This window comes from Pseudoflavonifractor sp. HCP28S3_F10 (genome assembly GCF_052065415.1).
Classification (GTDB): Bacteria; Bacillota; Clostridia; order Oscillospirales; family Oscillospiraceae; genus Pseudoflavonifractor_A.
On record NZ_JBQHUB010000020.1, the window covers coordinates 29410 to 50442 of the forward strand.

The 21033-nt window shown below is 64.1% G+C and carries 22 protein-coding genes; all 22 read right to left on the reverse strand.

All coding sequences use genetic code 11. The features are described from left to right. Nucleotides 1-3 precede the first annotated feature (3 nt). The 22 genes from ACTNBZ_RS09475 to ACTNBZ_RS09580 all read right to left on the reverse strand — a co-directional run bounded on the left by ACTNBZ_RS09475 (nucleotide 4) and on the right by ACTNBZ_RS09580 (nucleotide 20822). Nucleotides 4-558: a hypothetical protein gene (locus ACTNBZ_RS09475; protein ID WP_441209421.1), complete on the reverse strand. Its 555-nt coding sequence runs from the start codon at nucleotides 556-558 to the stop codon at nucleotides 4-6. A gap of 32 nt (nucleotides 559-590) precedes the next feature. Continuing rightward, nucleotides 591-1526 (reverse strand): 16S rRNA (cytosine(1402)-N(4))-methyltransferase RsmH, encoded by a 936-nt coding sequence (gene rsmH, locus ACTNBZ_RS09480; protein WP_441209422.1) that lies wholly within the window; start codon nucleotides 1524-1526, stop codon nucleotides 591-593. A gap of 30 nt (nucleotides 1527-1556) precedes the next feature. Beyond that, complete coding sequence (locus tag ACTNBZ_RS09485) at nucleotides 1557-1994, reverse strand: division/cell wall cluster transcriptional repressor MraZ (protein WP_441209423.1); 438 nt, start codon at nucleotides 1992-1994, stop codon at nucleotides 1557-1559. A gap of 333 nt (nucleotides 1995-2327) precedes the next feature. Then, nucleotides 2328-2852 carry a hypothetical protein gene (locus ACTNBZ_RS09490; protein ID WP_441209424.1) on the reverse strand — a complete coding sequence of 175 codons (525 nt, stop codon included), beginning with the start codon at nucleotides 2850-2852 and terminating at the stop codon, nucleotides 2328-2330. Beyond that, nucleotides 2852-3349: a pantetheine-phosphate adenylyltransferase gene (gene coaD, locus ACTNBZ_RS09495; protein ID WP_441209425.1), complete on the reverse strand. Its 498-nt coding sequence runs from the start codon at nucleotides 3347-3349 to the stop codon at nucleotides 2852-2854. Before coaD ends, ACTNBZ_RS09490 begins: the two co-directional genes overlap by 1 nt. A gap of 31 nt (nucleotides 3350-3380) precedes the next feature. Continuing rightward, nucleotides 3381-3983, reverse strand: a complete 603-nt coding sequence (rsmD, locus tag ACTNBZ_RS09500) for a 16S rRNA (guanine(966)-N(2))-methyltransferase RsmD (RefSeq protein WP_441209443.1) — start codon at nucleotides 3981-3983, stop codon at nucleotides 3381-3383. Further along, nucleotides 3943-5787 (reverse strand): excinuclease ABC subunit UvrC, encoded by a 1845-nt coding sequence (gene uvrC, locus ACTNBZ_RS09505; RefSeq protein WP_441209426.1) that lies wholly within the window; start codon nucleotides 5785-5787, stop codon nucleotides 3943-3945. Before uvrC ends, rsmD begins: the two co-directional genes overlap by 41 nt. A 250-nt stretch (nucleotides 5788-6037) precedes the next feature. After that, nucleotides 6038-6856 carry a VanW family protein gene (locus tag ACTNBZ_RS09510; RefSeq protein WP_441209427.1) on the reverse strand — a complete coding sequence of 273 codons (819 nt, stop codon included), beginning with the start codon at nucleotides 6854-6856 and terminating at the stop codon, nucleotides 6038-6040. 65 nt (nucleotides 6857-6921) lie between these two features. Beyond that, the gene (locus tag ACTNBZ_RS09515) at nucleotides 6922-7185 is read right to left on the reverse strand and encodes an HPr family phosphocarrier protein (protein ID WP_441209428.1); all 264 of its coding nucleotides are present in this window, start codon (nucleotides 7183-7185) and stop codon (nucleotides 6922-6924) included. A 245-nt stretch (nucleotides 7186-7430) separates the two neighbouring features. Continuing rightward, nucleotides 7431-9809, reverse strand: coding sequence for an endonuclease MutS2 (locus ACTNBZ_RS09520; RefSeq protein ID WP_441209429.1), 2379 nt, complete (start codon nucleotides 9807-9809; stop codon nucleotides 7431-7433). Nucleotides 9810-9861: 52 nt separating this feature from the next. Then, a complete protein-coding gene (recO, locus tag ACTNBZ_RS09525; protein ID WP_441209430.1) occupies nucleotides 9862-10659 on the reverse strand; it encodes a DNA repair protein RecO in 798 nt (265 codons plus the stop codon). 247 nt (nucleotides 10660-10906) lie between these two features. After that, a complete protein-coding gene (gene era / locus ACTNBZ_RS09530) occupies nucleotides 10907-11803 on the reverse strand; it encodes a GTPase Era (RefSeq protein ID WP_441209431.1) in 897 nt (298 codons plus the stop codon). Nucleotides 11804-11814: 11 nt separating this feature from the next. Then, complete coding sequence (locus ACTNBZ_RS09535; RefSeq protein WP_441209432.1) at nucleotides 11815-12300, reverse strand: transposase; 486 nt, start codon at nucleotides 12298-12300, stop codon at nucleotides 11815-11817. Beyond that, on the reverse strand, nucleotides 12297-12788 hold the full coding sequence (gene ybeY / locus ACTNBZ_RS09540) for an rRNA maturation RNase YbeY (RefSeq protein WP_441209433.1): 492 nt from the start codon (nucleotides 12786-12788) through the stop codon (nucleotides 12297-12299). Before ybeY ends, ACTNBZ_RS09535 begins: the two co-directional genes overlap by 4 nt. 22 nt (nucleotides 12789-12810) lie before the next feature. Then, on the reverse strand, nucleotides 12811-13788 hold the full coding sequence (locus tag ACTNBZ_RS09545; RefSeq protein ID WP_441209434.1) for a PhoH family protein: 978 nt from the start codon (nucleotides 13786-13788) through the stop codon (nucleotides 12811-12813). Between the two features lie 44 nt (nucleotides 13789-13832). Continuing rightward, nucleotides 13833-15050, reverse strand: coding sequence for a sporulation protein YqfD (locus ACTNBZ_RS09550; RefSeq protein WP_441209435.1), 1218 nt, complete (start codon nucleotides 15048-15050; stop codon nucleotides 13833-13835). Between the two features lie 10 nt (nucleotides 15051-15060). After that, entirely contained in the window at nucleotides 15061-15342 is a 282-nt protein-coding gene (locus ACTNBZ_RS09555) for a YabP/YqfC family sporulation protein (RefSeq protein ID WP_441209436.1), read from the reverse strand. A gap of 118 nt (nucleotides 15343-15460) precedes the next feature. Next, nucleotides 15461-16627: an iron-containing alcohol dehydrogenase gene (locus ACTNBZ_RS09560; protein ID WP_441209437.1), complete on the reverse strand. Its 1167-nt coding sequence runs from the start codon at nucleotides 16625-16627 to the stop codon at nucleotides 15461-15463. A 223-nt stretch (nucleotides 16628-16850) separates the two neighbouring features. Further along, nucleotides 16851-17423 carry an ECF transporter S component gene (locus tag ACTNBZ_RS09565; RefSeq protein WP_441209438.1) on the reverse strand — a complete coding sequence of 191 codons (573 nt, stop codon included), beginning with the start codon at nucleotides 17421-17423 and terminating at the stop codon, nucleotides 16851-16853. A 454-nt stretch (nucleotides 17424-17877) separates the two neighbouring features. Then, complete coding sequence (locus ACTNBZ_RS09570; protein WP_441209439.1) at nucleotides 17878-18273, reverse strand: hypothetical protein; 396 nt, start codon at nucleotides 18271-18273, stop codon at nucleotides 17878-17880. Nucleotides 18274-18288: 15 nt separating this feature from the next. After that, nucleotides 18289-19617: a UbiD family decarboxylase gene (locus ACTNBZ_RS09575; protein ID WP_441209440.1), complete on the reverse strand. Its 1329-nt coding sequence runs from the start codon at nucleotides 19615-19617 to the stop codon at nucleotides 18289-18291. Between the two features lie 2 nt (nucleotides 19618-19619). Then, nucleotides 19620-20822, reverse strand: a complete 1203-nt coding sequence (locus tag ACTNBZ_RS09580; RefSeq protein ID WP_441209441.1) for a CCA tRNA nucleotidyltransferase — start codon at nucleotides 20820-20822, stop codon at nucleotides 19620-19622. Between the last annotated feature and the right edge of the window lie 211 nt (nucleotides 20823-21033).

Consider the following 21033-nt stretch of genomic DNA (forward strand, 5'->3'; position numbering starts at 1 on the left):
GGATCAGCGGAAATATTCCACCACGGCGCCGCCCAGCTCCTTCAGGCTGGCCAGCAGCCCTTTCAGGCCCTTTACCGGCTGCTCGCCGGTGCAGATCTCCACCGCGTCGGGCTCGGACAGGTCCACATAGCAGATCTGGCTGTCCTGGGGCCGGATCATGGCGCCGCTGGCCGTCATAGACTGCTCGATGTCGCTGGGGTCATAGGCCAGCGCATACTGGGCCCGCAGCTTGGCCTCCTCGCTCTGAAGGACCACCATCTCGTTCTGAAGCGAGACCACCTCGTCGGAGAGCTGGGAGAGCTGCACATAGCTCATGATGAGCAGCGTGGCAAAGACCGCCACCGCCGCAAAGCCCACCACGGCAAAGACGGAGACCTGACCCGCTTCCCGCACCTGAACCTTGGGCCGGGCCACGGCCCGTTCCCTGGGGCGAACGCTGGGACGGGGCTGCAGGACCTCCTCCCGGGCCAGCCGGCGGGCGGCGGAACCGTCGTAAGAGGCGTTCCCCGGCATATTGCCATAGGCATATCTTGTTTTCCGCTTCGTCATAGCCGCCATGGGGACCAACTCCTTCTCCTTTGTGACCGGTATTAACGCTTTTCCGCCACCCGCAGCTTGGCGCTGCGGGCTCTTGGGTTCTCCTCCAGTTCCTGCTGGCCGGAGACGATGGGTTTCCGGGTCACCAGCCGGATCACCGGCTCCTTCCCGCACACACAGACGGGGAAATCCGGCGGGCAGGTGCACCCCTTTGCAAATTCCGCCAGACCGTTCTTCACGATCCGGTCCTCCAGCGAGTGGAACGAGATCACCGCCAGCCGCCCGCCGGGGTTGAGCCGGGGCACGGCGGCGCGGATCATCCGGTCCACCGAGGAGAGCTCGTCGTTCACCGCGATGCGGATGGCCTGAAAGCACCGCTTGGCGGGATGCTGCTTCTCTCTCAGGGCCTTGGCCGGCATGGCCGAGCGGATGACCTCCACCAGATCCAGGGTGGTCTCGATGGGCCGCTCCTGCCGGCGGCGTTCAATGGCCGCGGCGATGGGGCCGGCATAGCGCTCCTCCCCGTACTGGGAGAAGATGCGCCTGAGTTCCTCCCGGGGCCACTCGTTCACCACCGTCCGGGCGGTAAGGGTGTCGCTCCGGTCCATGCGCATGTCCAGCGGCGCGTCGGCCATGTAGGAAAAGCCCCGCTCCGCGTCGTCCAGCTGGGGGGAGGACACCCCCAGATCAAAGAGCATGCCGTCCACTCCGGTCAGGCCAAGCCCGTCCAGAATGGCGTCCAGCTCGCAGAAATTGCTGTGTACCAGGGAGATTCGGTCCATCCAGGGTGCCAGCCGTTCCCGGGCCGCGTCCAGCGCGGCCTGGTCCCGGTCCACGCACACCAGCCGCCCGGTGGTGAGCCGGGCCGCGATCTCCCGGGAGTGGCCCGCCCGGCCCAGAGTGCCGTCCAGATAGATCCCGTCCGGCTTGATGTTCAGCGCCTGGATGCACTCCTCCAGCAGCACGGGGCGGTGAATAAACTCTGCCATACCGGACCGGTCTCCTCTCACGAATCAGTGTTAAAGTCCCAGCAGGAGCATGGTCTCGGCCACCTGCTCCGGAGAGAGCTCCCGCTTCTTCTTGGCCTTCCAGCTCTCAGCGTCCCAGATCTTGGCCTTGTCGTTGTTGCCCACCACCACCACGTCCCGGCCCAGACCGGCGTAGTCCCGCAGGTCCTGGGGGATCATGATGCGCCACTGGCTGTCCGGCTCGCACTTGGCGGCGTTGCCGAAGATGACGTCCATGGCGGCGGCCTGGCTGCTGGGCAATTCGGCCACCCGGTCCTTCAGCTTCTGCCACGTGGCCTCCGGATACATGACCAGATATTTGCACACGCCTGCCGCGTCCCGGTTGGCGCCCACAGCGATATGGAAGGTAGCGCCCAGCTCGTCCCTGAGCTTGGCGGGGAGGAACATACGGCCCTTGGCATCGATGATGTGCTCATAGGTGCCGGTCATCTCCTCCTCACTCCCTCCATTTTACTGTTTGATTCCTCATTTAAGCTCCATTTTACTCCACTGCAGTTTTTAGTATAAATGTTTTGTAACCAGATTGCAAGACTTTGTTTTACTCTTTTTCAGAAAAATGTCCGCAATTTCTGCTCAGAATCGAAAAAATCCGAACAAAAACATATGTTCGATTAAAATAATATTTTTCTCCTGTTACCATTCTGTATCCATCCGGTCCAAAAAAAGCCTCTTATCCCCCAATCGGGCAAAAAAGAGCACCTGGGCCCTAAAATGGAAAAAGCACGGGCCCCCGAAGGGACCCGTGCTTTCCGTCTGTCCGTCTCAATGCTGGTCGTTGGCCGCATCGTACACACGGCTGTTCCCGCCGGCGGGGGCGGCGTTGTTCAGGCTGGCCGCCGCGCTGCGGAAACGGGAGCGGGACTTCTTGATCTCGTCGTAGGCCTCGGCCACCGCCTCCTCCGTGCGGCGGAGGGCGTCCTCACAGTACTCGTTGGCCGCCCGGCGCAGCTCACGGCTGCGCTCCTCGGCCTGGCGGACGATCTCATTGCCCCGCTGCTTGGCCTGGGCCAGCAGCTCGTCCTCAGCCAGGATCTGGCGGGCGTGCTCCTCCGCCTGCTTGCGGATCAGGTCGCCCTCCCGTTTGGCGGAGGCCAGGTAGTCGCTCCGGGTGGCGATGAGCTTTTTCGCCTCGCTGAGCTCCATGGGGAACTGGCCCCGGATCTCGTCCAGCAGATCCAGTGCCTTGTCCCGCTCGATGATACACTTGTCGCTGCTCAGAGGCACGCCCTTGGCCTCGTCGATCATTTGATAGAGTAAGTCCATCAGTTCTTCCACGCCGCTGGCCATTACTCAGCCCTCCTCTGTCTCATTCGTTCATTCACATCGTCGATGATCTCCCGCGGCACAAAGTCCGAGAGGTCTGCCCCGTAGCGGGCCATCTCCTTGACCACGCTGGAGCTGATATAGGTATACTTGGCGCTGGACGGCATCAGCATGGTGTCCAACTGGGGGTTCAGCTTCCGGTTGATGAGGGCCATCTGCATCTCATTTTCATAGTCGGACACCGCCCGCAGGCCCTTGATGAGGGTACAAGCCTTCTTCACCTTGGCGTACTCGGCCAGCAGGGTGGAGGTGCAGTCTACCTCCACGTTGGGCAGACGCTCCACCACCTTGCGGATCAGGTCGGCCCGCTCCTCCGGCGTGAACAGGCCGGAATTCCGCTTGTCCGAGTTGACGGCCACGCAGACGATGAGCTTGTCGAAGCAAACCGCCGCCCGCTTGATGATATTCAGATGCCCCAGGGTGATGGGGTCGAAGCTGCCGGGATAAATGGCGATCTTCACGGGATACCTCTCCTCTCCCGGCGGGCTTCGGTCACAGGCCCCGCCGGTACAGGGTGATCTTGATCTTGCCGTACCGGTACTCCCTGCCCTTCTCATAAGGGGCTTCCAGGGCGGGAAGGACCTGGTCTGCGGCACTTTCGCAGACCATTATACCATTCTCGGTCAGGATGTCAATCGCGGCCGCCTCTTTGACGGCCTTTTCCAGCAGGCCGGAGGCGTAGGGCGGGTCCAGCAGGATCAGGTCAAATTTCTCCCGGCAGGAGGCCAGGAAGGACAGGGAATCCCCCTGCACCACCCGGGCCTGGTCGGCCAGGCGGGTGACCTGCAGATTCTCCCGGATCACGGCCGCCGCCTCCCGCCGCAGGTCCACGAAGGTACAGTGGGCCGCCCCCCGGGACAATGCCTCGATACCCAGCTGCCCGGTGCCGCCGAACAGGTCCAGCACTCTGCGGCCCTCGATATCGAACTGGATGATGTTGAAGATGGACTCCTTCACCTTGTCGGTGGTGGGACGGGTCTCCATTCCGGGGAGTTCTCTCAGCTTCCGTCCCCTGGCGGTACCGGTGATGACGCGCATGGCACTTCTTCCTTTCTCACGGCAGCGGGTCGTCCCGCCGCGGCTCCTTCCGAAAATACGCAAAGACCGCCTGGGCGGTATTTTTGGGCACCACGCCGGAGAGCTCCTCCAGACTGGCCGCCCTGATATTCTTGACACTTTTGAAGTGTTTGATGAGCTGGGCGCGGCGCTTCTCCCCCACGCCCGGTATGTTGTCCAGCACCGAGCCCTGGACCCGTCCCTTGCGCTGCAGGCGGTTGAACTCGATGGCAAAACGGTGGGTCTCCTCCTGGATCTGGCCGATGAGGGAGAAGATGGCCGGATTGCCCTGGATGCCAATCTCCTTTCCCTCCGGGGTCACCAGGGCCCGGGTGCGGTGGCGGTCGTCCTTCACCATGCCGAACACCGGGATCGTAAGGCCCAGCTCCGTCAGGACCTTCACCGCCACCCGGGCGTGGGTCACGCCGCCGTCGATGAGGAGCACGTCCGGCTTCTCCCCAAACTTCTCATCCCCGTCCAGATAGCGCCGGAACCGGCGGGTGAGCACCTGCTCCATGGAGGCGTAGTCATCCGGATGCTCCATGTCCCTGAGCTTGAAGTGGCGGTAGTCCCGCTTCAGGGGCTTTCCGTTGACGAACACCGTCATGGAGGCCACGATGTCGTCGTCGCCAGTGTTGGAGATATCATAGGCCTCCATCCGCCGGGGAAAGTCCGGGATGTCCAGCATCCGCTGGAGCAGCTCCAGCAGCTTGCTCTGCCGCTCCTCCCGGGAGGTGGCGCGCTCCACCTCCTCCGCGGCGTTCTTGTTGGCCAGACGGATCAGGTCCATCTTGGCCCCCCGCTGGGGGGTAACCAGGTTCACCCGCCGCCCCGCCGCCTCGGAGAGCATCCGGGTCACCGGGACCTCGTCCTCCAGCTCGCAGGGCAGCAGGATCTGTTTGGGCAGATTGCCCCGGCCGCCGTAGTACTGCCGGATCAGCGCCGAGACCACCGCCCCCTCGTCCTGCTCCATGGGGGTCTCCATCAGGTCCCAGTCCTTGGCGGCCAGGTCCCCCTCCACGTAGTGGAGCACCACGAAGCAGCTTTTGGCCGCGCCCCGGTGAAAGCCCACCACGTCGGTGTCCGCCAGGCTGCCGGCCACCACCTTCTGCCGTTTGCCCAGCAGCTCGATGGCCCGGTAGCGGTCCCGCAGCTCGGCGGCCCGCTCGAAGCGCAGCTCCTCCGCCGCCCGCTCCATCTCGGAGAGCAGGTCGTCCCCCACCTCCTGGAACTTGCCCTCCAGCAGGCGGATGGCCTGGCCGATGGCCTCCCCGTAACGGGACTGGTCCATCTCCTTCCGGCAGTAGCCGTCGCACTGGCCCATGTGGTAGTTGAGGCATGGCCGCTCCTTCCCGATGTCCCGGGGAAACCGCCGGCTGCAGGAGGGCAGCTTCAGCGCCACGCGCAGGGCGTCCACGATGACCTGGGTGCTGCCCCGGCTGCCGAAGGGGCCGAAATACCGTGCCCCGTCCTCCTCCACCCGGTTGGACAGGGAGAACCGGGGGTACTCCTCCTTCACGCTCAGGCGGATATAGGGATAGCCCTTGTCGTCCTTGAGCAGGATGTTGTAGTGGGGCTGGTGGCGCTTGATGAGGGAGTTCTCCAGCACCAGGGCCTCGAACTCCGAGTCGGCCACGATCACGTCGAAGTGGTCGATCTGGCTCACCATGGCCCGGGTCTTTTCGGTGTGGGAGGCGGAATCCTGAAAATACTGGCTCACCCGGTTCTTCAGGGCCTTGGCCTTGCCCACGTAGATGACCGTGTTTTTGGCGTCCTGCATGATATACACACCTGGCTTCAGCGGCAGGGCGTGGGCTTTTTCTTTCAGTTCATCGAAGGTCATGGGAAAAAACCGCTCCTCTCTCCGCTGAATTTCCCGGACGCGCTGCCGCTGGGCGCGCAGCGCCCCGGTGCCTGCGCCGTCCGAGCGTTTTGCCGCCGGCAAAACCTCGCCGCAGACTGAATTCATTTCCGGCGAGGATGTCAAATCGTTTGAGGGCCCCAAACGGCGCAGGCTCCGTTTGGGAGAGGGCGCGGGCTTTTTCTTTCAGTTCATCGAAGGTCATGGAACGCACTGTGCCCCTTTCCCCCGATCAGCCCTCCGGCAGCATCGGGTCGTACATCATAATGGCGTGATTCTCGGTAATGAACTCGTCTCCCACCTGGTTCCCCGCTTGGTCGAACACCCGGCGGAACGGGCTGTTATGCCGGGTATAGCCGCCCCAGTATTCCCCCTGGATGGCGTGCTCCTTTTCATAGACCTCATACCGGTGCTCCTGGGGCTGGTCGGCATACCACGCCCCCTCCAGATAGGCGTCCCCCACCCGGAGGGAGAGCCGCCAGGTCTGGGATGTATCGTTGCGTATCATCAGATCCACGTAGTTGTAAAAGCAGGTGGCTCCGCTGCCGAAGGGCTGCTTCCGGTCCGAGTCGGGGAACACGTCGTAGCCGTGGCGGTGACGCTCCGTCACCGTCAGCGGGGTGTGCAGGGTCATCCAGTAGATCAGGTTGGTCATCTGGCATAGTCCACCCCCGATGCCGGAAGCCACCGTACCGTTGCGGAGGATCATACCCTCCCGGTAGCCCTTTCGCCATGTGGGCTTGCCCACCTGCTTCCAAAAGGACAGGGTCTCCCCCGGCCGCAGCACTACCCCGTCCAGCCGCCCGGCGGCCAGACGCAGGTTGGTCACCTTACTGTGCTGGAGAGCCATGTCCACATCCTTGAGCCTGCGGAGCAGCGGTGTGCGGTGGGAGGCGCAGAGACAGGAGCAGCCGTTCTCCGGCCGCTGCCGGGCGAACCGGAAGCCCCCGGCCAGCCACAAAAACCGGCGGCGGCACTGCAGCGCCCAGGCCCCCAGCTTCAGCCGCAGATCGCTCCGCCCCACCGGCTCCGGCGTAATCGACAGTTTCACAGGGCATTCCTCCGTCTATCAAAAAAAGCGCCGCGGCAAGCGGCGCTTTTTTCTTCTGCGCGAAGTTATTCCGAGAAATTGGAGCCGATGAGGTCGATCAGGCCCTCCACGGCGTCCTTCTCATCCGGGCCGTCCGCGATCAGATTGATGGACGTGCCCTTCACGATACCAAGGGAGAGCACACCCAGCAGACTCTTGGCATTCACTCTGCGCTCGTCCTTTTCCACCCAGATGGAGCTCTTGAATTCGTTGGCCTTCTGAATGAAGAAGGTAGCCGGACGCGCATGCAGGCCGACCTGGTTATTTACCATTGCCTCTTTCATATACATAAGCGTTTCCTCCCCATATGCACCACGGGCATATTCTGTATATAGCATAGCAAATTTGTCCCACCCCGTCAATGACCATTTCCACAAATTCCGGCGGAGGACCTCTGGCATTTCGCCGTCGCTATCCACGAATTTCCCATTTTTTCCGTTTAATCCGGGATAAATCATTCTTTTTTCCCGTCAAAACAGGTCTGTACCGGTTTGTTGTTTCAGCCCCGCTGCCGCCGCGCCGCAAGGGGATGTTTTTATTTCAGCTCAGCCACGGTCACGCCGTCCTCTCCCTCACCGTAGCGGCCGGGACGGAAGGACTTCACATAGCGGCTGCGTTTCAGGTAATCCCGCACGGCCTTGCGCACCGCGCCGGTGCCCTTGCCGTGGATGATGGTGACCTCGTGGAGCTTGCCCATCATGGCGTTGTCCAGGAAGAGCTCCAGCGCGCCGATGGCCTCGTCGGTCATCATCCCCCGCAGGTCCACCTCGGGCGCGGCCCCCAGGCTGCGCAGCTTGTGCTCGGCCTGCCGCACCACCCTCCGGGCGGTCTTTTGGGTCTCGCTCTCCCCCTCGGCCACCCGCACCTCGCTCTGTTTGGCGGTGATCTTCAGGATGCCGGCCTGGAGCTGAAGGGAGCCGTCCCTGTTCACAGCCAGCACCGTGGCCCGGGTGCCCATTTTCACCAGCTCCACCGTGTCTCCCGCCTTTGCCGGACGGGTGGGAGGGGGCGCCGGCTCCTGGGGACGCTCCCCCAGCTTGTCCTCCGCCTGGTTGATGCGGCCCTTGAGGGCGGCCCGGGCGTCGTTGACGGTCTGCCAGTCCTCCTCCTTCCGCTGGCGGCGGCGCATGTCGTTGAGCTCCCGGAACACCTGGTCGGCGGTATTGCGGGCGTCGTCCAGGATAGCCCGGGCCTCAGCCTGGGCCTTCTCCACCGCCTTGGCCCGCTCCTTCTCCAGTTTCTCCCGGTACTCCCGGGCCACCTTGGCCGAGTCCTCCATCTCCCGGCGGAGCTTGCGGGCGGCCTCCTTTTCCCTCTCCATCTCCTGACGCTGCTCGTCCAGCTGGGTGAGCACGTCCTCAAAGCGCACGTTCTCCGCGTCGATGCGGGCCGCGGCCTTCTGGATGATATACTTGGGCAGTCCCAGCCGCTCCGAGATGGCGAAGGCGTTGGACTTGCCCGGGATGCCGATGAGGAGCCGGTAGGTGGGCCCCAGAGTGTCCACATTGAACTCACAGGAGGCGTTCTCCACACCGGGGGTGGTCATGGCGTAGACCTTAAGCTCGGCATAGTGGGTGGTGGCGGCCACCAGCGCCCCCAGTTCCCGGGCGCTCTCGATGATGGCGGCGGCCAGGGCGGCGCCCTCGATGGGGTCGGTGCCTGCCCCCAGCTCGTCAAAGAGAATGAGAGTCTCGTCGTCAGCCTCCTGCAAAATGCCCACGATGTTCACCATGTGGGAGGAGAAGGTGGACAGGCTCTGGGCGATGGACTGCTCGTCGCCCACGTCGGCCAGCACCCGGGAGAACACCATGATGTGGCTGTCGGCGTCCACCGGGATGTGGAGGCCGCACTGGGCCATCAGCACCAGCAATCCGATGGTCTTGAGTGTGACCGTCTTGCCGCCGGTGTTGGGGCCGGTGATGACCAGGGTATCGAAGCTCTCCCCCAGCATCAGGTCGTTGGGCACCGCCCTGGCCGGGTCCAGCAGGGGGTGGCGTGCCCGGTGGAGATAGATCCCCCGCTCCGCGATCCGGGGCTCGCTGGCGTGCATCCGGCAGGACAGCTTGGCCCGGGCGAAGATCACATCCAGCAGGATGAGCAGGTCGTAGTTCTGGGCGATGTCCTCCCGGAAGGAGGCGCACTCGGCCGAGAGCTCGGCCAGGATGCGCTCGATCTCCTTCTCCTCCCGGGCCTGGAGCTCCCGCAGCTCGTTGTTGGCCTTGACCACGCCCATGGGCTCGATGAAGAAGGTACCGCCGGAGGAGGACACATCGTGGACCAGGCCGGGGATCTCGTTCTTGTGCTCCGACTTGACGGGCACCACATACCGGTCGTTGCGCATGGTGATGATGGCGTCCTGAAGGTATTTGGCCTGATTGGAGGAGATGAGCTTGTTCAGGATGTCCCGCACCTTGCTGGCGGTGGAGCGGATGTGCCGCCGGATGTCGGCCAGCTCGGGGCTGGCCGAGTCGGCGATCTCGTCCTCCCCCACGATGGAGCCGGTGATCTTCTCCTCCAGATAGCGGTTGGGGGTGAGGGATGCAAACAGGTGGTCGATGCAGGTGCCGGCGCTGCCGGAGCGGCCGTCGGCATATTCTTTGGCCGAGCGGGAGGCCCGCAGGACGGCGGCGATGTCCAGCAGCTCCCGGGTGTTCAGCGCGCCTCCCATATTGGCCCGCTGAAGGGAGGCGTCCACCGGCTTGACGCCGGAGAAGGACGGGGTGCCGCTGAGGGTCATCAGGTCCACCGCCGCGGAGGTCTCGGCCAGGCGGCGGCGCACATCGTCGGCATCGGTGAGAGGCCGCAGGGCGGCGCAGCGCTCCTTGCCCTCCGCCGTCACCGCCTGGGCCGCCAGCAGCTCCAGCACCCGGGGCAGCTCCAGCGTGTGTATGGATTTTTCAAACAGGTCGCTCATAAGAAATCGCTCCCGATCGTTCTGTTTCCGGGGACCGCCTTCGCCGCCCCCGTTATATGGTTTGGCCCCGCCGCTCCGCCCCGCCCTCAGGCGGGCAGGCCGGAACGGCCAGCGTTTTATAAAAGTCCAGGGTACGGAAGCCCCGGTCAAGCTGGGTCACCAGAAAGCGTTCGCAGATCCGGCCCATCCGTTCCAGCTCCTCCCGCCCCAGTGCGAAGGAAAAAAGCCGCTTGGGATCCCCATAGATCACATGGCGCATGGCGGAGAGCACCCCTTTGCTCAGCGGCACGGAGGCCCCTTCCCCTGCCTCCGGGCGGCAGCGGCCGCAGTGGAGCACGCCGTCGGTGAGCTGGAACCGGGGATCCTCCGGCTCCGGCGTGCCGCAGACGGCGCAGGCGTCCAGCAGGGGCTCGTACCCCGAGAGGGCCATCAGTTTGAGCTCAAAGGCACTCTTCACCAGCCCCAGGGGCTTGTTCAGCTTGTCCAGGGCGTAGAGTGAGTTGAGGATGAGGGACAAAAGGGCAGGATCGGCCACTCCCTCCCCCGCCAGGTTCTCCAGTACCTCGGCAAAGTAGGAGCCCAGAGCCAGCTTCTCCACGTCGGACCGCACCCCCCAGAAGAGCTCCAGGGGCTCGGCCTCGTTGAGGGTATAGTGATCCCGGTACTCGAACAGGGTCATCTCCGAATAGGCCAGCAGCTGGCAGGCCGCCGCCATACGGCTCCCCTTCCGGCGGCAGCCTCTGGCCTTCACCGTCACCTTTCCCGCCTCCCGGGTGAGCACGGTCAGGATCTTATCCGATTCCTTGTACTGCACTTCCCGCAGTACAAGGGCCTGGGTGGTCGTCAGCATGGCTCGCTCCTCATGATATGTACAGGGCTTTCGCCCTGGTTCAGGCCGTCTTGTCCTCCCGCGCGCAGGCTTCCTCCGCCCGCTGCAGCCAGCCCGCCAGGGCGGCGGCCTCCGGCAGACCGGTGGCCCAGAACAGCTTCCAAAGTGTTTCCGCGTCCATCCTCCGCGCCTCCCTTCGTACCCTTAGGTTGGCCGGAGCGGGGGGCATTATGAACGGTAAATATTTGCGCGGCAAAGACGGCTCGCCTTACTCGTCCTTGTAGCCGAAATCGTGGATCAGATTCAGATTGTCCCGCCAGTTTTCTTTCACCTTGACCCAGGTCTGGAGGTACACCTTGGCGCCCATGAAGCGCTCGATATCCTGCCGGGCCAGGGTGGAGATCTTTTTGAGCATGGCGCCGCCCTTGCCGATGATGATGCCCTTGTGGCTGTCCTTCTCGCAGTAGATGGTGGCGTCGATCTCGATGACGCCGTCCCGCTCCCGCTCGGCAAAGCGGATGAGCTCCACGGCGGTGCCGTGGGGGATCTCCTTGTCCAGGCAGAGGAGCAGCTTTTCCCGGATGATCTCGGCGCACACCTGCCGCTCGGGCTGGTCGGTGACCATGTCCTCCGGGAAGAGCTGGGGCCCCTCGGGCAGGAAATTGGACAGCACGTCCAGCACCTCCTCCACTCCCTCGCCATTTTTGGCGGAGATGGGCAGGACGGCGCTGAAGGCGTGGGCCTCGGAGTAGACGCGGATGACCTCCAGCAGCTTCTCCTTCTCCACGGTGTCGATCTTGTTGATGACCAGCACGGAGGGCACGTCCAGGCTCTTAATGCGCGCGATGAGCTCGGCCTCGGGGCCGCCCACGTTGGGGATGGGCTCCACCAGCAGGAGCACCGCGTCCACATCGGCCACGCTGTCCTTGACCACCTTGACCATGTAGTCGCCCAGCCTGGTCCGGGCCTTGTGGAGGCCGGGGGTGTCCATAAATACGAACTGGCACTCGCCCCGGTTCACCACGGCGCAGATGCGGTTGCGGGTGGTCTGTGGCTTGTTGGTCACGATGGCGATCTTCTCGCCCACCAGGGCGTTGGTCAGGGTGGACTTGCCCACGTTGGGCCGGCCCACGATGGATATCATTCCGGATCTTTTAATGTTCATTCAGGTGTTCCTCAACTTTCTTGAGCATTATAGTAGGTATCCTCCGCCCATTTGGCAGGGTTTTCCTCAATATAGTTCCAGATGCGGAGAAAATCGTTGTCATTCCGGATCACATGGTCGTAAAAGGAAGTCTGCCAGATGGCTCTCCCAGCTTTTCGGGCAGATATGGATTTTACTCCGCCCACAATGGCGGGGATCGTAGGGCGGGGCGCCCCCGCCCCGCTGTTTTCGATCCGCAAAAGCAGATGGACATGGTTGGGCATAATAACGTAGTGCTCCAGGAATACCCCCGGATAAACCAGCGAGATATTTTGGATCAGGCCGTCCACCATCTTCCCTATGGGCGTCAGCGTGACCAGCGGCGGGGCGAGGGCGCCCCGCCCTCCAGAAGATAATATGCATTTCCTGTCTTTTGTGCAAAAGGTGACGAAATAGGCGCCGGCCTGCGCATAGTCCCAGTCCTTCAGACGGGGATGCTTTCGGCGGGGCAGGTTCATCTGGCGATCCCCAGCGCCCCCAGGATGGCCTCCTCCCGTGCCCGCATCTGTGCCTTCATGGGTCCCTCGTCCAGGTGGTCGTAGCCCAGCAGGTGGAGCACCGAGTGGACCGCCAGGTAGCAGACCTCCCGTCGCTGGCTGTGGCCGAACTCCTCGGCCTGGGCCCTGATGTGATCCGCCGAGAGCACCATGTCCCCCAGGGGCAGCAGGCCGCTGCCCGGGTCCAGCAGGCTTTCGTCCCCCGCCGCCGGGGGCGCTCCGGGGACAAAGTCGAACATGGGGAAGGAGAGCACATCGGTGGACCGGTCCACGTCCCGCTGCTCCAGATTGATCTGACGGATGCCCTCGTCGTCGGTAAAGAGCACGTCCACCTCGCAGGGCAGGCCCACTCCCTCGGCCTCCAGCGCCGCCGGGATGACCTGGCGCAGGGCGCCGGCAAAGTCCTCCACGCCGTCCACTTCGGTCTCGATGATGATCTGATGCTCCATAGCAGTATACCCGCTTTCTCCCTTACTTGCTCTTCTTTCCGGCGTTTCTCCGGTTTTCGTCCTCTTCATATGCCTTGATGATGCGCTGGACGATGACGTGGCGCACCACGTCGCTCTCGTTCAGGCGGCAGATCTCGATGTCCTCCACGCCCTTGAGCACCCGCATGGCCTCTTTCAGGCCGCTGACCTTGTCGCCGGGCAGGTCGATCTGGGTAATGTCGCCGGTGATGACGATCCTGGAACCGAAGCCCAGGCGGGTGAGGAACATCTTCATCTGCTCCCGGGAGGTGTTCTGGGCCTCGTCCAGGATGATAAAGGAGTCGTCCAGGGTGCGGCCCCGCATGTAGGCCAGCGGGGCCACCTCGATGTTGCCCCGCTCCACGTATTTCTGGTAGTTCTCAGGCCCCAGCATGTCGAAGAGGGCGTCGTACAGCGGCCGCAGGTAGGGGTCTACCTTGGACTGCAGATCGCCGGGGAGGAAGCCCAGGCGCTCTCCCGCCTCCACCGCCGGCCGGGTGAGGATGATGCGGTTGACCTGCTTGTCCCGGAAGGCGGCCACGGCGGCGGCCACCGCCAGGTAGGTCTTGCCTGTACCGGCGGGGCCGATGCCCAGGGTGATGGTGTTCTTTTTGATGGCCTCCACGTACCGCTTCTGGCCCAGGGTCTTGGGCTTGATGGGCTTACCCTTGGCGGTGACGCACAGCACGTCCCGGGTCAGAGCGCCGATCTTGTCCTCGTTGCCCGCGCGCACCAGATTGATGATGTAGCGGACGTTCTGCTCGTTGATGGCCTCCCCCTTTTTGGAGAGGGTAAGCAGGCCCTGGATGGCCTTCACACCGTACATGACGGCCTCGGCCTCGCCGGTGACCTTGAGCTGGGAGTCCCGGTTGACCACGTTCACTCCCAGCTCCCGCTCAATCAGGCGGATATTCTCGTCAAAGGACCCGAAGAGGTCCACCGCCTCTTCCATACGCTCGATGCTGATGATCTGTTCTGTCATTGGTATGCTTCGTCTCCTCCGCCCGCCCGCGCGCCGCGGATGGGTCAATCTGTAGCGGGAGTCTCTCCCTCAAAGGGGACAAACCGCCCGATCTCTTCGATACACTCCGCCCGCAGGGTGACCTTCAGCAGCTCCTCCGTCACCACGGCGGTGTATTCCATGTGTTCCACGCTGCCCGGCTCCACCTGTTCCCGCAGGGCCTGCTCCAGCTCCGTCCGCAGCAGCTCTTCCGCCGCGTCCCGGTCCACCGGCTCCTCGGTCCAGGTGTATTCCCGCACCGTCTCCCGGCCCAGGCAAAGGGGCAGCTCCGGCGAAACCCACCGCTCAGGGCGCCAAGTCTCGTTTATTTTATCATACTGTGGGAAGGAAATTCCACTCTTTCGGTAAAAATTGATCCGGCGGCCCATCCATTCCAGATACCACCGCTGCTTTTCCTCCCCTGTATAGGCCTTGACACAGGCTTTCAGGGGGATTTCCGCCTCCAGAGTACGCCAGGTCCTGGCCTGGACCCGTCCCCGGGCCCGGACCTGCTGCCAGCCCACATCGTGGTCACCGTAGAGCGGGCCCTCCAGCAGCACGTTGCCGCTGATGAGCACGTCCCCTTCCGCCACCGGGTCGCCCACCTTCAGCGCTGTCTCTCCTGAGAGGACCTCCAGCCGGGTGATGACCCCCGGCGCCTCGGCCACCACGTCCCCGTGCTGGCTGTCATTCTCGAGTTTCGGGGGCTTCACCCGCTCCCGCACCAGCACCTCCATCCGGGTCCCGTGGCGGTTGATGGCCATCCAGGACAGGTCCTTCAGCTCCAGCAGGGCCTCCTGCTCGGTGCGGTCGATGTCGATGGAGGGGCCGAAGGCGCCGGGCCGCAGTCCCAGGCGCCGCAGGGTGGTGAGGATGGCCGCGGTGGATACCTCCTGGTTGCCCGAAACATCCACCACCAGCACGAACTGGGTCATCAGCAGCACCGCCAGCAGCGAGCACCCCAGTCCCGCCAGCAGGGCGTACCGCCGGCGGAAGCGGGCCAGAAAGGCAGGCAGCCCCTCCCGTTCCACCTCCCGCACTGTGCAGCCCGTCCGCTCTCCCAGCTCCTCCAGCCCGCCCCGCTCCTGCCGGGGCACGGTGAGGCGCACCGCGTTCCCGTCCAGCCACTCCACACCCCAGAAGGACACCCCCCGCTGGGCGCAAAGGTTGAGGAACCGCTCCGGGAAGGGACCGGAGGCCTCCACCTCCACACTGCCCCGGAGAAAATTGATCACCCGCTTCATCCCCCGCCCCCTATTCCACGTCCACGCCCCGGATGAGCCCGGTGATGAGCAGCTCCCCCGCGTTCATGGAGCGCAGTTCCAGATCCTCGCCCCGGATCTTCAAAATCAGCTTTCCCCCCGAAATGTGGATCTCCTCCGTGCCGTAGGCCAGGATGCCCCGGTGGTTCTCCATCCGCAGCTCCCGGTTGCCCACCAGCTCCACCCGGGGCAGGCCGGCCACCAGGTCCCCCGGCAGGTCGAATACCTCCGCCGTCTTTTCCAGTATCCCTTCCCGTTTCCGTTTCGTCCCCATGGCGCGCCCTCCTGTTCCCGACTACCATATGCGCATTTGCCCAGGCTCTTGCCTGTCCGGGGACAAAAAAAGCCCCCGGAGGGGCGCATGGTCCCTCCGGGGGCAGGGGCGTACTCGTTTACAGCGCCGCGCGGTAGATGTTCAGCACATCCTCGGCGCTCAGGGGGCAGAAGCTCTGATCCAGGCCCATGGTGGGGGTGCGCGCCGCCATCTCGGCCAGCTTTTCTTCACCGATGCCCACCTCCCGCAGCGTGGCGGGCAGGCCCAGTTCTTTTTGGAAGAAGTCGGCAGTAGCCTCGATGGCCTGGAGGGCAATGGTCCGCTGGGACTGGGACGGGTCGATGCCCCAGACGTTGACGCCGTACGCGGCAAAGTCCTTCTCTCCGCCCCGGTCCAGCACGTAGCGCATCCAGTGGGGGGTCAGGATGGCCAGGCCCACACCGTGGGTAATGTCGTAGAAAGCGGAGAGCTCGTGCTCCAGGGGGTGGACGGTCCAGGCCACCCCGCAGCCCAGGTTGAGCAGGCCGTTGATGGCCCAGCTGGAAGCCCACATCAGGTTGGCCCGGGCGTCGTAATTCTCCGGCTCCCGCATGGCCACGGGGCCGTAGTGGATGCAGGTCTTGAGCACCGCCTCGGCCATGCGCTTCTGGAGGTAGGCCCCCTCAGTCCGGGTGAAGTAGTTCTCCAAAGTGTGGCTGATGATGTCCGCCGTGCCCGCCGCCGTCTGGGCTGCCGGGACGCTGAAGGTATAGGTGGGGTCCATCACCGCCGCCGCCGGGCGCAGGGAGGGATGGCCGATGACCAGCTTCTCCCGGGTCTCCAGATTGCTGATGACGCCCACCGCGTCCATCTCGGAGCCGGTGGCCGCCAGGGTGAGCACCGCGAACACGGGCAGCGCCTCGCGGATCTTGCTCCCATCCAGCACCAGGTCCCAGGCGTCTCCGTCGTAGCGCGCGGCAGCGGCCACCGCCTTGGCGCAGTCAATGGAGCTGCCGCCGCCCACCGCCAGCACCATCTGGATACCCTGCTCCTTGCAGATCTTCGCGCCCTCCCGCACCGTGGTCACCCGGGGATTGGGATCCACGCCGGGCAGCTCGGCCCAGGTCAGGCCGTTGGCCCGGAAGAGATCAATCACCGCGCCGTACAGCCCGCTGCGCTTGATGCTGCCGCCGCCGTAGACCATCAGGACCCTGTCGCCCCGCTCTTTCAGAGCGGGCCCCAGCTCGGACAGCTTGCCCTTTCCGAAAAAAACGGTGGTGGGAATGGAATAGGTAAAATCGTTCATGGTACGGGATACCTCCTTCTTTGCCGCGCAATTCAGGTTTCCTTTTGATGATATCATCCTGTTTCCCGCCCTGTCAATGTGGAGCGTTCACAATTCCGCCCGCCCTTCTTTGGAGCTACGCCGCCCCCGGAAAACGCAAAAAAACAGACCGGTGCGGGCCTTTCTGCCCGCGCCGGTCTGCCGGTGCCGTCTGGGATATAAAAAGGGGGGGATCGCTGTGCCGTTACGCCTTGTTCAGGCTCAGTCCGCTGCGCTTCAGGGCGGCCCGGATGGCCAGGGCCAGCGGAGGCGCGGCGATGATGGCCACAGAGGCATTGAAGATGGACGCAGGCACCTTCAGCGGCAGGATGCCCAGCGCCACGGCAGGCTGAAGGCCCTCGATGAGCAGCCCGTCATAGGCAAAGCACTTGAAGAAATAGAGCACATAGTAGGCGATGCAGCCCGTCACCGCGCCGGCCAGGCCCCGGGGATAGGTGAGCTTGTCCTGCTCCAGGCTGCTCTTGACCACCAGGCCGGCGGCCAGGCCCATGATGCCCTTGGTGATAAAGGTAATCCAGCACTCGGGGGCGAACAGGGGGTTGGTCAGGTCGTACAGGGCGGAGCCCAGGCCGGAAGCCAGGCCGCCGATGGGCCCCAACAGCAGGCCGGACAGGCAGCACACGATGTTGGCCAGGGTAAAGGACGTCTTACCGCCGATGGCGATGGGCATGGTGATGCGGGCGTAGTTGCTGGCAAAGACCAGGGCGGTCATCATGCCCAGCATGGCCAGTCTGCGGGTGGAAAATCTCTGATTCATAACACACACTTCCTCTGTCTCTATGGCCGGGGCAGCTCCCGGCCCGGTTTGAACTGAACCCTCCGGTTCATGCGATGGCCTTATTATAATGCGTACTGAACAAAGCTGTAAGCCTTGAAAGTCAAAACTTACAAGGTCAATCAGCTTTGTTCGGGTGCAAGGTTTTCGGGCGAAACCGCCCGAAAACCTTGCACATTCCGATGAAGCGCTGTGGCGCTTCATCGGAAATACGCATTGTAACAATGCCTGAATTCGATTAAAAGGGCTGAAAATGGCCCTTTTGATCGAATTATGCGGCTGCCGCCGCACGAATAAACCGCAAAGCGGTTTATTCAACAGACATTATTATAGCCATGGTCTGATTGTGTATCAATGTCCAGTTTTCAAATATTTAATAAGGTCAGATCAGGATAAAAAGGGCGGGAGCCGCCGCTCCCGCCCCTCCTGTATCAGGTCAGTTTTCCCCGGCGGACGCCGCCCGGGCCTCCATGGCGTCCCCCAGCTCGTCCACCGCCGCCCGGGCCAGATCCAGAAAGGCGGCGATCTGCTCCGGGGCGATGCCGTCGATGTGGATGCCGCCGCTGACCAGCACCGCACGGTCCAGCCGCTTGGCCAGCACTTCAGCGGCCCGCTTCACCAGTCCGTCCTCCTTGTGGCTGGGCAGCACCAGCACCGACGCGGAGGAGCCGATGCTCCCGTCCTTATGCCGGTAGGGAGCCCCCAGGGCGGCCGCTCCCAGATGGGGGACCTCCCCTCCGGTAATGGTCACGTTCCAGTCCCGGCCCATGCTCTGGGCGGTGAGTGTCAGCTCCAGACCGTCCCGCTTCTTCTCCAGCGTGATAAGTTCCATGTCCTCTCTCCTCTCTCAGATGTCCCCCAGCAGCTCCGCCGCCCGCCGGCGGGATTCCTCCGGCAGGGTGATGCGCCTGCCGTCGAATCCGGCGGGCCGGGTGGCGTCGATGCACATCTTGGCCGCCACCCCGTCTTTGGAGGAGGGGTCCAGGGCATTGCAGATGACCCCCGGCACGATGTACACGTCCCGGTCGGCCTGCATCCGGGTGGCGCAGGCCCACAGCACCGCCTCCTCGTCGAACACGTCGATATCCTCGTCCACTACCACCACCAGCTTCAAGTACCGGTCCAGACCAAAGAGCAGCATGGCCAGCTGCCGGGCCTCGCCGGGCTGGGGGTCTTTGATAGACACGTAGGCGTGGAAGTGGCAGCCGTTCTTGGGCAGGTTCAGCTTCCGAACTCCGGGGAAGGACCGCCTGGCCTGGTCCAGCAGGATGATCTCCCTGGTGTACTGGCTGAGCAGCAGGTGCTCCATGGAGAAGCCGGGCACCAGTTCCAGATAGATGGGGTCCTCCCGCCGGGCGATGGCGGTGACGTGAAAGACGTTGCGGGTGCTGCGGCTGGTGCCGTAGCCCGTGTACTCTCCAAAGGGCCCCTCGTCCCCGAATTCCTCCGCCCGGATGACCCCCTCCAGCACATACTCGGCATGAGCGGGCACCGCCAGATCCACTGTGCGGCATCTTGTCAGCTTCACTTTTTCGTCCAGATAGGCGGCGGCGTAGTCGTAGTCGTCAAAGTCGGGGGCGATCCGGGTGCCCGCCGTCAGGTAATAGGCCGGGTGGACGCCGATGACCACGGCGATCTCCAGATCTTTTCCCAGCTCCCTGGCCCGGTTCCAGTACCGCCACAGGTCCCCCCGGGAGTGGAGGCTGATGCCGAAGGTGTCCCGGCCCTTGAGCTGCATCCGGTGGAAGCTCAGATTGTACCGGCCGGTGTCCGGGTCCCGGGCCACCACGATGCCCGAGGTGATGTACCGCCCTGCGTCCTCCCGGTAGTGGCGGGAGAGAGGCAGCTCCTCCGCGTTCACCTTGTCTCCTGTGTCGCAGCGGGCGTAGACCGGGGCGTTCTCCACCCACTCAGGCCCTGCCAGGGCTCTTGCCTTTTCCTCCACCTCCAGCACATTGGAGATGGTCCGGCCCAGCCGGGCCCGGTCGGCAAACAAATTGGCCACCGTCCGCCGTCCGCTCTCCGGCCCCCGCAGCTCCACCACCGGGAAACGGCGGCGCCGCTCCAGCTCCTCCACCACCGCGGTGAGGAGATAATCCTCCTTTTCCGCCGTCAGGCGGACGATCTCGTCCTCAGGCAGCGCGTCCAGCACGCTGCGGATATCCTGCTTTTCCATGGTCATTTCTCCCTTTGACCTCCCCCGCCCGCCTGCCGGGCACGTTCTTCCCATGCGGCCAGTAATTCCATAAGGATCTGCCTGTCGTTGTCCTCTGGCCGCTCCAGTACCCGGCTGAGCAGATACCGCTGGGCCGCGCCGATGGCTCTGCCCCGGTATCCCATGGCGGCCAGGTCCCCGCCGGAGAGGGCCAGATCCTTTGACGAGCGGCATCCCCCGGCGGCGAGCACCGCCGCCAGCTCCTCGTCCGGGGACTGACCGGCCCACCGGCCCATCCAGGCCGCCGCCCGGACTGCCTCCTCGCCGTGCTCCGCCAGGGCCCGCCGCCACTCCGCCGGGCGCTGAGGCAGTCCGGCCTTCCACAGCTGCCAGCCCACGGCGCAGGCGCGGATGATCCGCCGCTCCAGCTTCAGCCCCTCCAGAAAGGGAGTAGGCTCCCGGCCCAGGGCGGCGCACAGCCCCGCCCACCGGGCCAGTCTCTCTGCCGGCAGCCGGGCCAGCGGGACAAAGGGTCCCTCCCATGTCCCGGTGTACCGCTTCAAAAGCCCGGCTTCAAAAAAGAACCGCACCCAGTCCGGCCGGGGGGAGCAGATGGTCTTTTCCACCTCGGAGCGCACCCGCTCGGCGGACAAGCGCTCCGCCAGAGGGGCACACCGCCGGATGGCCTCCAGCGTGTCCCCCTCCATCTCAAACTCCAGCTGGGCGGCGAAGCGCCCCGCCCGGAGCATCCGCAGGGCGTCCTCCGAAAAGCGGCGGTCCGGCTCCCCCACACAGCGGATGCGCCGCCGTTCCAGGTCCTCCCGGCCGCCGAAGGGGTCGATGACCTCCCCGCCGGGCCCCAGGGCCATGGCATTGATGGTAAAGTCCCGGCGGCTCAGGTCCTCCTCCAGCGTGGCGTCAAAAGTCACCGCGTCCGGGTGCCGCCCGTCGGCGTAGCCCCCCTCCCGGCGGAAGGTGGTGACCTCCACCGGGCCATCCCCGGTGAGGACGGTGACCGTCCCGTGCCTGAGCCCCGTGGGGATGCTGCGGGGGAAAAGGGCCATCACCCGCTCCGGCGGGGCGGCGGTGGTCATGTCGTAGTCTCCGGGCGTGCGGCCCATCAGCAGGTCACGGACGCAGCCCCCCACCGGGTAGGCCGGCCAACCGGCGGCCCACAGCGTCCGGCGGCAGTCCTCCACACCCCCGGGCAAACAGATGTTTTTCACCCTGTGCTCCCCCCTTTCGGTATTTTTCTCTTGTAACAGACCCACACCGCGGTATATAATAATATGCTCCATTGGGACGTCTCCGTGATCTTTTAAAAACCGCAAATTGCAATAACAAGTTGGACACCCCGTGGTAAAAACCTTGCTCACGGATGGAGCCGCAGGATCTATCCGTGAGCGAGGTTGCCGCAGCCGTCAGGCTGCGTAGACA